Annotated in this window: 12 protein-coding genes; 6 read left to right on the top strand and 6 right to left on the bottom strand. The window is 56.6% G+C overall.

Annotated features, from left to right (window positions below; translation table 11 throughout):
- Positions 1–541 precede the first annotated feature (541 nt).
- The 4 genes from CLAM6_RS06520 to CLAM6_RS06505 all read left to right on the top strand — a co-directional run bounded on the left by CLAM6_RS06520 (position 542) and on the right by CLAM6_RS06505 (position 7,617).
- Positions 542–3,031, top strand: a complete 2,490-nt coding sequence (locus tag CLAM6_RS06520) for a hypothetical protein (protein WP_153635476.1) — start codon at positions 542–544, stop codon at positions 3,029–3,031.
- Positions 3,028–5,640 carry a site-specific integrase gene (locus CLAM6_RS06515; RefSeq protein ID WP_153635475.1) on the top strand — a complete coding sequence of 871 codons (2,613 nt, stop codon included), beginning with the start codon at positions 3,028–3,030 and terminating at the stop codon, positions 5,638–5,640. The genes CLAM6_RS06520 and CLAM6_RS06515 overlap by 4 nt, the downstream gene beginning before the upstream one ends.
- A 445-nt stretch (positions 5,641–6,085) precedes the next feature.
- The gene (locus CLAM6_RS06510; RefSeq protein WP_084589588.1) at positions 6,086–6,328 is read left to right on the top strand and encodes a helix-turn-helix domain-containing protein; all 243 of its coding nucleotides are present in this window, start codon (positions 6,086–6,088) and stop codon (positions 6,326–6,328) included.
- The gene (locus tag CLAM6_RS06505; RefSeq protein ID WP_153635474.1) at positions 6,325–7,617 is read left to right on the top strand and encodes a type II toxin-antitoxin system HipA family toxin; all 1,293 of its coding nucleotides are present in this window, start codon (positions 6,325–6,327) and stop codon (positions 7,615–7,617) included. The genes CLAM6_RS06510 and CLAM6_RS06505 overlap by 4 nt, the downstream gene beginning before the upstream one ends.
- A gap of 59 nt (positions 7,618–7,676) precedes the next feature.
- Here CLAM6_RS06505 and CLAM6_RS17910 read toward each other — a convergent pair whose 3' ends face one another.
- The 5 genes from CLAM6_RS17910 to CLAM6_RS06480 form a co-directional block, all read right to left on the bottom strand.
- Entirely contained in the window at positions 7,677–8,444 is a 768-nt protein-coding gene (locus tag CLAM6_RS17910; RefSeq protein WP_242007759.1) for a nuclease-related domain-containing protein, read from the bottom strand.
- A 258-nt stretch (positions 8,445–8,702) separates the two neighbouring features.
- A complete protein-coding gene (locus CLAM6_RS06495; RefSeq protein ID WP_153635473.1) occupies positions 8,703–9,044 on the bottom strand; it encodes a DUF427 domain-containing protein in 342 nt (113 codons plus the stop codon).
- Positions 9,045–9,134: 90 nt separating this feature from the next.
- Positions 9,135–10,454 carry an ergothioneine biosynthesis protein EgtB gene (gene egtB / locus CLAM6_RS06490; protein WP_153635472.1) on the bottom strand — a complete coding sequence of 440 codons (1,320 nt, stop codon included), beginning with the start codon at positions 10,452–10,454 and terminating at the stop codon, positions 9,135–9,137.
- Between the two features lie 271 nt (positions 10,455–10,725).
- The gene (locus CLAM6_RS06485; RefSeq protein ID WP_153635471.1) at positions 10,726–11,763 is read right to left on the bottom strand and encodes a TauD/TfdA dioxygenase family protein; all 1,038 of its coding nucleotides are present in this window, start codon (positions 11,761–11,763) and stop codon (positions 10,726–10,728) included.
- Between the two features lie 214 nt (positions 11,764–11,977).
- A complete protein-coding gene (locus tag CLAM6_RS06480; protein WP_153635470.1) occupies positions 11,978–12,973 on the bottom strand; it encodes an ion transporter in 996 nt (331 codons plus the stop codon).
- Between the two features lie 198 nt (positions 12,974–13,171).
- Between CLAM6_RS06480 and CLAM6_RS06475 the strand changes: the two genes are divergently transcribed.
- Positions 13,172–13,630, top strand: a complete 459-nt coding sequence (locus tag CLAM6_RS06475) for an META domain-containing protein (protein WP_242007758.1) — start codon at positions 13,172–13,174, stop codon at positions 13,628–13,630.
- A gap of 293 nt (positions 13,631–13,923) precedes the next feature.
- Here the strand turns inward: CLAM6_RS06475 and CLAM6_RS06470 are convergent, their stop codons facing one another.
- Positions 13,924–14,856, bottom strand: a complete 933-nt coding sequence (locus tag CLAM6_RS06470) for a LysR family transcriptional regulator (protein WP_153635469.1) — start codon at positions 14,854–14,856, stop codon at positions 13,924–13,926.
- A 129-nt stretch (positions 14,857–14,985) separates the two neighbouring features.
- Between CLAM6_RS06470 and CLAM6_RS06465 the strand changes: the two genes are divergently transcribed.
- Positions 14,986–16,026 (top strand): SDR family oxidoreductase, encoded by a 1,041-nt coding sequence (locus CLAM6_RS06465; RefSeq protein WP_153635468.1) that lies wholly within the window; start codon positions 14,986–14,988, stop codon positions 16,024–16,026.
- Positions 16,027–16,255: the final 229 nt, after the last annotated feature.

The following is a 16,255-nucleotide window of genomic DNA, read 5'->3' as shown; positions in this document are numbered from 1 at the left end:
ACGAGAAGAAGTTATGGAACAATATACTCAGAAACTTCATTAGTGATGAAAGATTACAATACGCATGGAGCAATGTAGTCACTCAACAAAACTTGCCAATAACACACAAGCAAATCTCATCAATGTTCAAACATCGCTATTCCACTGACTCGATTAGAAAGTTTATGAACACAATAACGGATAGCGCTAATAAAAGTCAAAGTAATGCATCTAAAGATAGAAATATAGCAAACGGCGCCACTGTCGCTAAAACAAGTAAGAAGAACACCCATAGCAAAAGAAAAGATAATAGGAAGCAGGAATCAGATACCAACAAGCAAAGCAATATAAAAGAAAAAAACAAGTACTCGAACAATAAGAGGGAAAACGACTCAGATTCGCAAATTGATTGGCTTTATGAGCTTTGATTGACTGATAAACAGGAGGCTTTCACGTGAGTGAACACCAACTACCTGACCAAATATTGGCTAATTACGACCTCAATGCGATCGGGTCCCGCTGGCCCCTTGTACCGGAGTGGCTCAAGAGGAGCCTCCCACCCTTGATTGCCTCAGAATATCGCCTCAGTGCTCGCCTCTTTGCCGCCGATTACTCGGAGCCAGACCTTGTGCCCCAAGTAGAAGAGTTTCTAGAAAGCCAATTTTTTATGGAAGATGAGTCACATCGAAATCATAGAATGTCTCACTGCCTTCATTACACGGTGAACTACCGATTTATATCGCTCACTGATCCTCGCGTAAGCAGTATCCGAAAGCTGCTTAGACTGATTTTTTGTCAGCCACGTCGTACTGTAAGACGTGGCTCTGCCATCAAATATTACACCCAGATACTTGAGCTTAGAAAGGCGCTTAAGCGGCTACTTAACTGGGGCGACCTGGATGATATTCAAAACAGTTTCCCCAGACCCATTTCCCCTACCCTGGGAGAGCAGTTAGTTCCTCCTCCGGAGCATTTTTCCGATGCTGATTTGGAGCTGCTCGAACAGTTTCTTCATGCCTATGATAAAGCAACTGATCGTCCATCGGAGCATCCCAACCATCTGCGCAATAAGAAAGCGACACGCGCTTTGCTTGACGAAATTTATCAGTCGAGCCAGCTCACTCGTAGCCCAATAAGAAAACAGCATAGAGCTCGCAATGAAAATCAAAAAAGACGTCAACATGTCGATACCATTCTTCGTGATTCGCCACTTTGGGCCAGTGACAAATCTTACAAAATTCATGCTGAATATACCGACTATCGCTCCCTTGACAGGTCAATCCAAGCACTTGACCATGCCTTAATAGAGGATGATGAAGAGCTCACGGATGACAATGAACATCAGAATGAATCATCATCTAATGATCTGAACCAAAGCAGTATCTCACCCCTCGACCCAGTGAAAGAGCTATTCCATAACACGCTGCTTTCACAAGGCGATCAGGCGCTTCACCTTGAGAGCGTACAGCTCTTGCAACAGGCCCGCAGTCTCAAGACATCTGCAGACATCAGCCTACGCCCACAAGAAGAGGTTCTAGCAGCTTTACGTATCTTCCAACCACCGAAAGATGAGGAATTTCTCATAGAATCTGAGAGTGCTATTGCAAACCGACAAGCCTTGGCATTTCTTAGCATTCTACTTTGCAGTGGAATAGCACCTGAGCGCTTGCTGCAGACGACGGTAATCTCCCGATCCCCCAAGCTGCCCCTCAATAGCGATAGCAATCGTGAGTGGATCATCTGCCAGACACTGGATCAAGTTCCCAGCTGGTCACCGGAGGAGGGGCTACTCCATTACTCTGTCAACAAGGCACCTAACGAAACCATCATCACGTTGCCCTTGCCCAACGCTCTCAATCAGTCACTCATGGCCGAAAAGGCATGGCTCCCCGGCGCCCAGCCCTTCAAAGCACTGAAATCACTGATCGAGAAAAAACTCAAGCGCTGGGGGGATAACCGTCCCGGAAGTACTCTGACGTTGAGACGCGTGTCCGCCAGTCATCATCATTGGGTGATACCTGCCTGTGAAGATGAAGTGATCGCGACCTGGTTGCGAGGCGAGCTCCCGCTTTCGCTCTCTGCCCCGGCAACGTATCGAACGATACCTCTGCACAAGATTCAGAAGGCTTTTCTCTCGGCTCAAGCTGCGCTTGGCCTATTTCCCTTATTAGAAGAAGACTGTCGTACACCTCGCGAAGATCACACCGTGGGATCCACAAAAGCCCAGGAGCCGAGCTATTTCAAACGTCCGCTTCATTTGCTGACGCAACTTACCAAGAACCACGCCATGCTGGTTACCTCATTGATTACCTCACAAGGGAATCGTAGTCGCGACTTACGAGCAGTCGGCGAAGCCATTGCCCGGCAAGGTCAGATACTGGGAGCGCTGACCTTACTTGCATGGCAGCTCTGCACCTTGGCTCGCCCAATTGGATCCAAAACCCAATGTGAGCAGCTGGAAAATACGCTCTGGCTACGCGACAAGGATTCGGCTCGGGCACAGGAAAGCCGCCAAATTCCACTTGTCCCTGCCCTTGGCACATTGCTCCGGCTTCAGCATGAGTGGCGGGAGGAATGGCAACGATGGTGGAAACGCCACGGTGGCAAAGCAGACTTTCTTAGGCATGAACAAGTCGCCTACCCCGTTCAATGGAAGTTCAATGCCTCGACAATGATGTTGACGCAGCAACGCATGCAGCATGCTGACTGGCGACAGTGGCTCAAGGATCTTCCAACATTCATGCCTTCGCCTTTGGCAACTGAATTGAGCCAGTGGGGCCACCAGCCTTCCAATATCACGCGCCACAGCATGCTCACCGCGCTCCAATCGCGACTTTCTCACGCTGAATTTAGCGCACTCGCTGGGCACACCACCCAGGGGCACTCACTCCAATCCCCGGCCAGTGATCGGAGCCTGATTCAATCGGCGACACGAAGCGCACTAACCGATATCGCCAGACTATGCGGCTTGACACCGGATCTGCTTCACAGAGACGACCTCCCATGGCCCATTGAGCACGCCGGACCAGCCATTCAAGGAGATAGAGGATGAGCGCTGTTACCACCATTGATCTTCGGAAGAAAACCGATGTACCTGCCCAGGCCACGCACCAAGAGCTTACAACTCCGAAGCTGTCTCCGATCGAGCTTTCGAAAACACTGGGTAGGATATTCCGTCGCTGGGATGATCCAGCTCATCCCCTTTTCTCCTCATCTGAAGAGCTCAGACATTTCCGCAAGAATGTCGCACGCTACGCCTGGCGACGGCATAAGAAAAAGGTAACCAGAGCACAGGCTAGAGCGCAAAGTGCGCCTTCCACCAAGCCGTCTCGCGCTCGACACAATGCCACACGCTTGAACCAGCGAGCTGTACAAGCCTTGATTCGCAACGCCATCCAGCTTACCAAGGAAGCTGAACTCGACTTCAGCTCCCGAAAGGTCACCAAGGAAGTCGCGCTTGTACTGACTCATCTCAACCGAGAGCCTGACTTCGAGGCTACGATTCCGACCAGTATCAAGCGTCCGGTCAGACCCTCATCCGCGGCTACCTCATCACGAGATATCAAGGTTCAGCAACGGGTGCTGGATTCGGTACGCGCCCTGCAGAGCATTCCCGCTAACCAATGCACGCCAGAGCAGTCTCTTCTCTTCCTGGCCTTGAGCATGGGTACCCTGCTGGGGATGGAGGAAGAAGTGATTCGCCATACTTTGCTGAACTTGAGCTCAGAGCATCTGCCACGCCTGAACACCAAGCGCGGTCCCCACCATTGGTTCATCGGCTGCCTGCCAGGGTTATCTCGAACACATCCAGCCCATTACCGGCTAAAAATCCCGAATCATCTCAGGAGGCTACTCAGGGCTTGCCGTCAGTCCCCTGCCCCATCATCAGCCCCCTCCTCTCAGCGAGCAGATGTATGGTGGTTCTCCTCGGATGCTACGCTGGATCTAAACAGTCCATTGGAAGCGCGAGCTGCCCATCTGGATCAGCTCTTGGTCACCGGTCTGTCACAGCTGCTAGATAGCCAGGCACCACGCAGGACTGGTTCCTCCGCTTCGCTGAAGAGTGTCCGATCATTGCTTCGTCATGCCTTTCGGTGCACGACATTGTTGGGCCCTGCGCCCCTCTGGTCACAGCTGCTTCGGCGCTATCCCCTGCCGGTGTGTAGCTGGCGTTCTCCTTGGCAGCATGACGAAAGCCTCTTTTTATCGGCGGCATCCCTCCCTACCTCCGGTACGTCAAGCGCTTCCGGCGCCATGGATGCCTCTGAACCGGAAGACATCGAGACCGATCTTCACACCCCTGAACTCCTTATGGGAGGAGGCGTCAGGAGTAACGAATCGTCACCATCAACCTCCCCTCGATACAGGCAGGATCAACTATCAACAGACTGGTATGTGAAAGCAGGCAACCAACTGTATGCGTATATCACCGAACTGGAGCATGAAGGTCTGATAACCCCCAGAGGGGAATCTGCGATCCAGCGGCATGACGCCATTACGTCTCGCTACGCGAAGAAGCTGATACACATGCTGGGCGAAGACAGCTATCCACTCTGGATACTGCTATGGCTGTCTTATCAATCGAGCACTCAAGGCAACAAAGCCAGCACGCTCAGAACTTACCTGAGTCGTCTGACGCCCACCTCCATGATGATGTTGCCCGATATCCCATGGTTGACGCTCTGGGATGGAGAACTGATGGAGGCGATCAGCGAACAGCTACCGACTCAGAAAGGCTGGGACACTTCGACGTCCCACAACTTCTTCCAGACGTTCAATCAGTTCATCAGCTTCTGCCAAGGTAACGATCGATTAACGGGTATTCCCCCCGTGCAGGGTGAGGGAGGTCGCTTCATCAGTACATTGCGTACACATCTGATCATGCCGCACGAGGCGGAACATCTGACCCGGGCGCTCTCCCGAAGACGGAGTGGATTGCGGCGCAGCTGGCTGATCGCCTTCCTCCTTGGCTACTACGGGGGCCTGAGAGCTGGAGAAGTCATGGCATTGACACTGCATGACGTCATCATCAATCAGCCGGGAGATGACGGCCCCACCTACTGTTACGTAGAAATCCATGCTGGGAAGACCGCAAATGCTCGTCGCAGCGTTCCTCTTCACCTTTTGATATCCCCAGAATTGATGACGCTGGTGAAAGAATGGATTGATAGGCGCCGAGAGTCCTTTGCTGGCCAGCAGCGTTTGAAGAACATTGCCTTGCTGGGGCCAGAAAGCTCTCCGCTGGGCTATTCAAGAGAGAGCTTGCTGACCCCGCTCATGGCATGGGCCCGGCAGTCTCTCCGCGGTGCTCTCACACCCGGATTGGAGCTGGAGGACATCCACTTCGACTTTCATCTCTTGAGGCACAATGCAATCTCGTGGCTCGTACTGCGCCTCTACAGCGACGACTACCCTCAGCTTCTGGATCGCCTTTCCTCCACCTGCCGAGGACATTGGTCCTTCACTCCTGCAGCACTGGCGAACTGCCGCCGAGCGGTCTACGACGTACTGGAAAGAGATGCCAAGGCACGAGGTCACCGTCTCGAGTTACTCGCCAAGTTGATCGGGCACCGCAACTCTCAAACACTGACACATCACTACACGCATGTGCTGGGTGAGATACATGGTGAGGTACTTCTGGAGCTGATGAAGCGACGCTGAAGGCGAAGATCGCATACTCGCATACTGGCTGTCGCCTATCGAAGCCGAAGCGCAGGTGGTCGACGGGCTAGAGATAGCCCAACCCCGATGTATCACCCTCCATCACTTGCGGTGTTGCACTCAGAGTCCACCTGCGCCATCTCACGCTCGGCAACCAGGATGAGTCAGGAGGTACAGTAGGCTGTCCGAGCCTGTACACACGGATGGAGCATTAGCAGTTCATGCGTGGTGCGATGATCTCCTTGACACTTTGACAGACTGATCGCCCCAAATTGTCCTGAAAGGGAAAAATTGCAGCACTTGCAACCCGCACACCAACTATTTTCCCTATAGGGAAAAATTCAGGACTACTCCAGTATATCCACCCAATTATCCCTATAGGGAAATTTTTAAGTATACTAAATTGTTTACAACAACCCGCTTTCTTATCGTGAAAGGTCTTAGCATGCCCCTATCGCAAGCAGTTCCCATTCATGATGCCGCAACGCTTGGCAAGTTGATTCGCCGCGCTCGCAAGCAGCAAGGGCTAAATCTTGAAACCCTCGCAGGTCTTTGCGGGTTGAGCATTCGCTTTCTGAGTGAGTTGGAAAACGGCCGTGACAGCTGCGGGTTGGGTCGCATATTGATCGTACTTGATACGCTAGGCATCGAGCTGTCCGCTGTTCCACCGGAGGGATCCGAATCATGATATTGCCGGATTCGTTGAACGTATGGCGCGACACGCAGCATGTAGGGACGTTGTGGCGCGGCACGGATGGCCGACTGATGGGCTTCGAATACAACGATACCTGGCGACAGAACGGGCATGCCATTTCGTACAGCTTGCCTCTAAGCCAAAAGGCTTGGCAGCCCCAAGACCTTCTGGCGCATCACTGGTTCGCAAATTTGCTGCCTGAAGAGCAAGCCCGGGCGGCGCTGATCAAGCGCCTGGGTATACCAGACGACGACTTCTCGCTACTGGCGACCATCGGCGGCGATTGTGCTGGTGCGCTGACGATCCTTCCGAGCGATCACATGCCGCCGTCAAGAACCCTACCGTCATCCCTCGATGACAACTACCGCGAGTTGCCGCTCGATCGACTTGCGCAATGGGCAGGTGCTCGCGAGCGGTATGCCCTGATGAACGAAGGAGCTCTGGCCAAACGCCCTCGTCTCTCGCTGGCCGGCGCGCAGGACAAGATCCCTGTGCGACTGTGGAACGATACACTCTACTTACCTATCGGAATCGAACCCTCTACCCATATTTTGAAATTCGCCGTCGAAGGGCGTGAGCAAGTCATTCTGAATGAGCTGTATCTGAACAATCTGGCACGCTTGGGGGGGATAGCCTGCCCGAGGACCACGATGGTCTATGCCGGCCGACATCCTTACTTGATGGTCGAACGCTACGACCGCTTGGGTATTGAAAGCGGACACGTCGAGCGTTTGCATCAGGAGGATCTGTGTCAGGCCATGGGCGTGTCACGGAATCAGAAATACCAGGCTTACGGTGGGCCACGTTTCGGAGAAATCGTGCAAACAGTCCGCGAAGCCTGCCGACCCTCAGCGGCATCCATTCAGCAGCTGCTTCGCTGGCAAATATTCAATGTGCTGGTTGGCAACAGTGACGGCCATGCCAAGAACGTGTCCTTGTTACAGGACTCCCGAGGTCGTTGGCAGATCGCCCCAGCCTATGACCTCGTTGGCACCATAGTGCTCGGTTACGATTCAGACATGGCCTTCTCCCTCGGCGGGGAGTTCAATTCGATGCAGCTGCTACCGCGCGATTGGCAGGCCTTTTCGGATGAGTGCCGATTCAGTTATCCGTTTGTGAAGCGCCAAATTCAACAGATGGTTACCACGCTCGCTGATCTATCCGACTCAGTCATACTCAAGGAGCAGCTACAGCAAGCCGGTCTCGAAGGCAAAGGCTGGACGAGGTTGCAGCAGCAACGTCAACACATTCAAAAGCAGTGCCGCCGTGCCGAGCGATGGTAGTGCCTGTCAGCGAAATTCAAGTTTGGATGTTGCCTCGTTCGGGGCCGTGAAGGCAGTCATCACACCGCCTGTGTCGCACGACACTCCGGATAGGCCGAGCATCCCCAGAATTGCTGGCCCTCACGCACACCGGATTTGACAGTGCGCAGCACCATCCGGCTGCCGCATTTCGGGCATTCACGTCTCGCCTGTGAATCATTGCGCTGCTTGAGATGCTGTACATGGGCACGCTGCGTCGCCCGAGTCGGTGCCAGACGCCCTGTCAGCAGCGCCTCGTGCATGGCCTCGACCTGCGCCTCGCTGAAGACGGGGGTCTTAAACGACTGTACGAAGGGAACGAAGTCAGTGCCGCGCGTCACGTTGGACGGCATCTCACCCTTGAGCCTGGCCCTGCCGATGAAGATGATCACCGAATGCAGGTGTTCGAATGGCACGCCAAGCGTCGTCTCCAGCGCCTTGAGGTGACGGTAGTTCTGACGTAGCGGGTTCTGGAAGCTGAACGATTGGCGAGGAAACTGCTGGGTCCAGTTCGCCTCGTGCTCACTGCCGAAGATCCAGCCCTTCATGTTCTTGGTTTCCAGCACGAAGCAGCCGAAACGCGACAGCAGCACATGATCGATCTGGGTGGTGCCGTTCGCGGTCTTGAGGGTTACATTGTGCAAGGCCCGATAACCCTGCTTGCCGAGTCGGCGCGCCATCCAGCGCACTCGCCACTCGCCGATGCGGCCTTTCATGCGGGGAGACTTGAGGTAACGGCTGACGAAGGACGCCAGCACGAGGCATAGCAGTACACTCATCACCGGCGCGATGTTCGAAGGGACAACCACTGTCATGACTCCTGGTGCAGCCTGTACGGAAAGGAATCAAGCGAGGTGATTCGTCCAACCGGAGTACTGAGTCTTGATAAGGGAAAGGCAAGGCTACACCGCACCCGATGGCTGAGCGCGGTGCAGCAAACTGCAGGATTCTAACTATCTGGCGAACGCCAAGCTACTGCTCTCTATCGGTTTATCTCTGAAGAAGAGCACGGCGGGACCTTATGCGCCGACAAGAGAAGCAGGTTGGCCGCGAGTCATTCGCCTGAATCACTCCATTTCCAATGTGACCTTGTCGGTATCGAACGCCAATCGCCCGGCGATCGCCAGCATCTCCTCGATGGGCTGGTCGTAACTCCAGGCGATATCCGGAAAATCGGGCAAGGAGTAATAGGTGCTGTCGCCCTTGAAGGGACAATGGGTGACGGTGTGAGAGACCGAGAGCTTCGCCATCGCCACATCAGCGCGCGGCAGATAGAGCCTCGGTGGATAGCCCTTCTCGCGCAATTCCAGCGCGTTGCCAGTGTCAGCGATCACCGTCTCACCGACCAGGATTCGCACCCGCGAGGATAGCGGGTGCAGCGTGATACGCGGTTCGAGGTGGTCGGCCATGAAGACTCCTTTACGGGTTGGCGGGTGAAAGCGGCAGATGAAAGCGGCATATGAAAGTGCCTTGAGGCGCGTTCTGAAAGAGTCAGACCCTCAGACCCCACCGTCCCTGGCGAGACGGAAGCCGGAGAACGCCCAGCGCGCCTCGGGCGGGAAGAAGTTGCGATAGGTCGCGCGGATGTGATCGGCGGGCGTGGCACAGCAGCCTCCGCGAAGCACCATCTGACCGGACATGAACTTGCCGTTGTACTCGCCCAGGCTGCCTGGCAACTTGCGAAAGCCTGGATAGGGGCGATAGGCGCTGCCCGTCCACTCCCAGACACCGCCGAACATCTGACCCGGCGTGCCTTCGGCTCTCGCGGCTGCGATTGGCTGCAGATGATCCTGATCGACGAAGTTACCCGTAAGTGGGACATCCTGAGCGACTGTCTCCCACTCGGCCTCGGTGGGCAGACGCGCGCTCGCCCACTGGGCGTAGGCGTCGGCCTCGAAGAAGCTGACATGGCAGACCGGCGCATTCAGATCCACCGGCACCAGGCCACTCAGGGTGAAGTGATGCCAAGCGCCGTCGCGCTCGACCCAATAAAGCGGCGCCCGCCAGCCTTCCGCCTTGACCGTCGCCCAGCCATCCGCCAGCCAGTGCTCGGGGGTGGCGTATCCGCCGTCCTGCATAAAGGCGAGAAACTCGCCGTTGGTCACCGGACGGTCGGCCATCTCGAACGCTTCGACGAACTGACGGTGTCGGCCCATCTCGTTGTCGTAGGCGAAGCCACCTTCGGCTGCATCATGGCCGATCTCGCGAACCCCGGCTGGATAGGCCAGCCATCCAAGCGACGGCACCTCCTGCGCAGGGGCTGGTGCCAATCCCGGAGTCAGATCATCCCGATAGGCCGGACACAGTGGGTTCTGCGCCAGAATGTGCTTGATGTCCATCAACAGCAGCTCCTGATGCTGCTGCTCATGCGGCAGCCCCAGCTCCAAGCGGCGAAGAATCTCGGGCAGATGTTCCCGTGGCGGATTCTCAAGCAGCGCTTGCATGGCCTGATCGACGTGCGCGCGATAGCGATAGACATCGTCGACGGTCGGGCGCGAGATCGTGCCACGCTCGGCGCGCGGGAACGGTACGCCATGGGTCTCGTAGTAGGAGTTGAAGAGGTGATCGTAGGCGGGGTCGAGCGTCTGATAGTCCGGCTGAAACGGCTTCAGGATGAAGGCTTCGAAGAACCAGGTGACATGGGCGATGTGCCACTTGGGCGGGCTGACATCTGCCATGCTCTGCACCATGTAGTCTTCCTTATGCAGCGGCGCACAGATCGCCTCGGTGGCGGCGCGTACCCGCTGGTACGCGCGTAGCCACTCCTTGGCATGCAGGCTATCGGGTCTTTCGATGACGGTGTCATGGGCAGATGACATGATGGCTTCCTTTACGAGTCTGGTTCTCTCCCTGAAACGTGATCGGACAGGCTCTTGGCCAGCACGGCTGACGTGCCTCCCCTGCCCCATCAGCGCTTGGCCGGGGTGATATCCCCACCCTATCACTCGTGTTGCTAATGCCAACTCTTCACGGACTCTGGTCTTTCCTCTGAAACTAGGTCTGCACCTTGATCTACCCCTGATCTGCCCTAGCCTTCACTTCGCTGTAACGCACGTCCCGCTGCAAGTGTCTTACCTGAGCGCGCCAGCCTCAGTTCTGCATCGGAATATTCTCTTCCCAACGAAAGCCGATACCGCCGCCCTGCCATACACCATTCTCCAGCGGGCTGGGGCCATGGATATCCACCTGCAGCGGCAGTCCGAAGCCAGGTGCCAGATCCTGAGTGCCACGCACGGTACTGCGATGCATGATCCGCAGGCCTTGCTCCTGTGCCGGCAAGTGCGCGCCGGGCGCGGCCCTATGAGCGACCGCCAGGTTATCGATGAACACGCAGTCGTTTTCCTGGTACTCGAAGTCGAGGGCGTAACCCTCGGTGAAGCCGGCATTCAGGATGGCGTTGTACTCACGGCAGAGCTGCGTCAGCTCTTCGGCGGTCAGCAGCCGGAAGGCATCCTGATCGGGTAGCTTCTCGATCACTGCACCGGTCATGCCCAGATGAAGCCAGATGCACTTGCGACCGGTGATGGGGTGTTCGTGTACCACAGGATGTACGGCCCCAGAGGAGGAATTCACCGAAGCAAGACGGCGCCAGAAAGCCTGACGCTCGGCAGACAAGGCGTCATGGGCCGCGCCCTGATGAGCAAAGCAGGTACCGCCGCCGTTCTCGGCCGGGCGGATGATGTGGTAGCCGGAGTGCGAGAACGTATCGGTATTGAAGCTGCCGTCGTTATGCCACTGCGGCCCGACGCCGGGAATGCCGTGACGGCGATCGTTCGACAGTCGGAAGATGTGCCGGTTGCCATCGGGCGTGGCCGGATGCATCCCATGGGTACTGTGCAGCTCCTTGCCGCCCCACCAGCAACTGGCGCGCAGAAAGTCATCGGCCTCCAGGGGCGTATCGCGCTTGAAGACCAAGAAGCCGCGCTCGGCCATGATCTGCTCCAGCGCCTCAAGCACTGGCGCGGGCGGCGCGTCCTGAGCGGACAGATCGATTCCCCTCACCTCGGCGCCTATCGGCTCCAGCGGTGTGATGCTGCCGCCGAATTGCTCGATGACAGCCACCTGTGCCGGGTCGAACGGAACGCCCGGTGCTGACTTGGCTACCTCAGTGCGTGTTGGATTCGCCATGACACTGACCTCCTGTCGCGGCTCCCACGCTGGCGAGACGCTGATGTGTCATCAGGCCGCGCTATCGCTGCGCGACGACACTCGCGGCTCACAGACTCTCGGCGTGGGATGAATGTATCAGCATTCTCGCAAACACATTCCCGTGCGCCAAACCTCGACCCATCTCATCCCGAACGCCGCGAGTTACCTATCAGGATGACGCTGGTGCATCACGTCACTCGTATTTCTTCTGCCAACTCTTCACGGCGATCCGCTCCTTGAGCAGATCCAGCATGTCGATCAGCACCTGCTCGGTGATCTGCTCCGTCCTCGGGTCAGTGCGCGACCAGGCATCGAAACCACTCTCTGCCAGGTGCCCCACCAGCGCCGAGAACTCCTTGGAACGCAGGCCGACCAGCGCTTCATCGACGAGATGGCAGGCCAGATCCGACAGCGAGCTTTCCAGCCCTTTCGTAAGCTGGGTGCCCATGGGCAGGCGCGAGACACGCTGAAGCTCCGGACTCTCGGCGAGGGTGCGACTGACCAGGCCCCGCACATAGCGCAGGGTATCGTCGCGATTCTGGGTATAGACATCCCCCGCCATGGTCTCGAGGCGCTGGGTAATTTCACGGATCAAGGCCTGCTTGCGAGGCTCCACGACACGCTCGATCACCGAAGATGAGAGGTCATCGCTGTCGCGCAACTGCTGCTGCACGTTGTCGAGCATGCGCAGGGAGATACGGTCCGTCAGCTCCTCCAGCAGGATATCGAGATACTTGGCCGCCACTCCGTAGACGTACCAGCGGCGTACATCGATCAAGCCGAGACGTTGCAGGCGGAACAACAGCGAGATCACACGCAACACACGCAACAGGCGGAAGCCGCTCAGCGGGATACACCCCAGCACGTCGTACCAGTGCACGAAGGGATAGAAGAACCAGCGGTGGTAGCGCCGCTCCGCAATGGCCACTGCCCACCCCGCCAGCACATCGAGCAGGAAGACGGCGACGAATGCCAGGTCGATAGAGAGGAAATTGGCGTGGATATTCTGCTCATAGGCCGCATGCAACCCGGGTGTCACGGCCTCGAAGGCCGTGTTCAGCGGGGGAATCAGGAAGAGGCTATCGAACAGCAGCAATGCCAGGTTGGCGATCACGAGCACGATGATGAACAGATCCCACCACAGATGTATCCGCTCCCTGGCGGACGAGGGCGTGCGGGTGGCTGGCATGACAACTCCTTGGCGATTGTTTCAGAATGCGTAACGCGTCTTCCTGACTCAGCCTACAACGCTTCAGATGACCACGCTGGCGATGACCGCGCATCAGCTGACCACACTGGCGATGACGCTATCTGCGAGGGCTTGCAGCGCTACCGGAGCCCAGCCCCGAATCGCCGTAGACACCCTATTAGTGAGGGAGACACCCGCATGAAACAAGCGCAAGTGATGACATGGGCCGCCGTGATGAGCGCAGCACTCACCCTGGGCGGCTGCGCAGGCGCTCAATCCTCTGAGGATTATCAAGGTGTCGACGAGCCACTGGAGAACACCTATTGGAAGCTGGTGACACTCGACAACCAGCCAACACCCGTGGTGGAAGGCAAGCGTGAAGCCCATATCGTCTTACATACACAAGACTCGCGAGTAGCCGGCTCCACCGGCTGCAATCGCCTGATGGGGGAATATCACCATGATGCGCAAGAACTCGGCTTCGGCCGCCTGGCCATCACGCGAATGGCATGTCCCGGTGAAGTAGCAACGCTCGAACGCGATTTCCTCGCGACACTCAATGACGTGTCGGGCTGGCAGATAGAAGGCAAGACACTGACGCTGATGGATGCACAAGGGGCGTCGCGTGCCCGTTTCCAGGCAGTCCATCTCTATTGAGGACTCACAAGCTCCAGTGACAAGGTGTCGGGACGAGAAGAAATGCTTGCACTGCTTCATCGCGCCTGAATCACTCGTCCCGCTCCGGTCTTTTTGCGACATCCACGCCGCAGGGTATTCCCCATCTCGCATCTTCGGACTGCCGGGAGCATGAAGGGACTCACCTCGGCTACGCCTTTATCAGACGGCGAATTGTTTCTGGTAAAGGTCTATACCGGATTGGCCATCCGAGGCCCAGCCTGCCATAGACATGATGTGGGTCGTTCTTTGCCCTTGCCACTCCCCGGCAGCCCTCAAGCGCGAGAGCTGGATGCACGACTCTGGCAGTGTGAGGCCTCTCTCTCACTGCCAAGCTTGTCGTGAAGAAATTCGATGAAGGCACTGATCCGTCGACTTGCATATCTGCCTTCCGGAAACACGGCGTACAGATTCACTTCAGGAATCCGATAGTCATTCAGCACAACTTCCAGTCGTCCGGCCTCAATATCCTCTGCCACATCCACCATCGATTTAAATATCACTCCAGCCCCTGCGATCGCCCACTCGCGCAACGCGCCACCATCGCTGGCCATTCGGTTCCCCGCCACCGTCACGGAAAATACCTGCCCTGCCTCCTGGAACTCCCAATGGTTCTGGGGCGCTCCTGGGCGAGCGAGCACCATGCACTGGTGGGATGACAGCTCTGATGGGTGTTGGGGGCGCCCTGCGTCCTGCCAATAAGCAGGTGCCGCACACACAACACGATGGGTACTGACGAGACGTCGTGACGTCAAGCTTGAGTCCGCCATCGGCCCATGACGAATGGCCAGATCAAATCGTTCATCGACCAGGTCCAACACTCCATCGGATAGCACGAGTTCAAATTTTACTTCCGGGTGCTGTATCAGGAACTGATCGATCAGCCGTGGCAGGTGCGTGCGGCCAAAATCATTGGTCGCCGTCAGCCTGATGGTGCCACTCAGCGACCCTGTGCCCGAGATCCGCTCAAGAGCCTTGTCATACTCGGCCAGGATCCTTTCGCTGTCGTCTCGAAATTGTTCGCCTTCCGCCGTCAAATGCATGGCACGCGTTGTTCTGACGATAAGCTTGGCCCCGACCTGCTGCTCAAGCTTCTGTAAGGCTTGGGTGACCAATGACGGGGACTGACCTCGCTGACGGGCCACCGCCGCCATTGACCCACGCTCACAGATATCCACAAAAAGTTTCATTAACGCCAAGCGATCCATTATTCACCATCTAGTGAAGGATGAATTCATCAGTCGAGCATTTATTAGCAAAACAAACAATGCCACTGTCAGGGCCGACGGCATGGGCGACCCCTCCCATGATCATGCGCCACAGGACAGGAGAGTCTCATGAGCCAACATCACCTATTAGTCGCTGGCGCCAGTGGCGTCATCGGCCGTGCAGCAACATTGGCCTTTGAAGAGGCAGGATGGCGAGTCACGACACTCTCTCGCTCCTCAGAGGGTCCGGGAAGCGGACACCACGTCAGCGCCGATCTCTTGAATATTGTCTCTTTGCGAGATGCAAGTGATGTACTGAGCAGCGTGACGCACGTATTTTACGCCGCCTTGAAACCGGATCCGGACCCTGCCACTGAAGCACAACAGAATGGCGACATGATGCGGCACCTCTTCCAGGTGCTTGAAGAATCCCAAGCGTCAATCGAGCACCAGGTCTTCGTACAGGGCGGGAAGGTCTACGGTGCTCACCTCGGGGTCTACAAAACACCGGCTCGAGAAGAGGACAGCCGGCACTTCCCCCCCAACCTGTATTTCGAGCATGAAGATCTGGCTCGCGAACTCGAAGGCAAGGGAATTCGTTGGACCGCATTGCGTCCCGACATCGTGATAGGCCATTCCCTGGGTTCAGCCATGAACCTCGGTAACCTTATCGGTCTCTATGGCACGCTTTGCCGGGAGCTCGGTGTTGCCATGCAATTCCCCGGTACGGCGCGTGCCTACGATATCTTGCTGAACATCTGCGATGCCGATCTAGTGGGCAAAGCCGCCCTGTGGGCCATCGCAGAGAACCAGCAAGGGCCCTATAACGTCACCAATGGTGATCAGATTCGGTGGCGCCACGTCTGGCCAGAGATCGCCAACTGGTTTGGGCTTGAGACTGGCGAGCCTCAACCTATTTCGTTGGAGACACGTCTCGCTGCCGTGTCAGGCACTTGGAAGACGCTTGCAGAGCGCCAAGGGCTTGCCGAGACAGATATCGACAAGATTGCCCAAGGTGGCTTCGGAGATTTCATCTTCCATGTCGAAGAGGACGCTGTCTTTGATTTGACGAAGGCTCGCCAAGCCGGCTTTGCAGAAATGTGTCGCCACTCACCCCAGAGTCTCATTCAGCACCTTGAGGCCATGAAGGAACGCCGCCTGATCCCTTGACGTTTGATCACTCGACCCCTCTGGTACGCACCTGCTCGATTCGCCCTAAGTGCTTGAGCGATGACGTACTACGGGGGCACTAACACGCTGACAGATAACCGCATGAGCCTACGCGGTTGCAGAGTAGACCGCCCCATGAGCGAGGGTCATAAAGCCTTCAAGTGACAGAAGTCAGGAGCCGTCACGACAATCAGGCCGCCTTCCATTAGCGAAGGTGGCCTGTCTCGTG

The sequence above is a fragment of the Cobetia sp. AM6 genome (assembly GCF_009617955.1).
In the GTDB taxonomy this organism is placed as follows: Bacteria; Pseudomonadota; Gammaproteobacteria; order Pseudomonadales; family Halomonadaceae; genus Cobetia; species Cobetia amphilecti.
The sequence above is the reverse complement of the archived record's forward strand: the minus strand, read 5'-3'. Positions and strand labels throughout refer to the sequence as shown.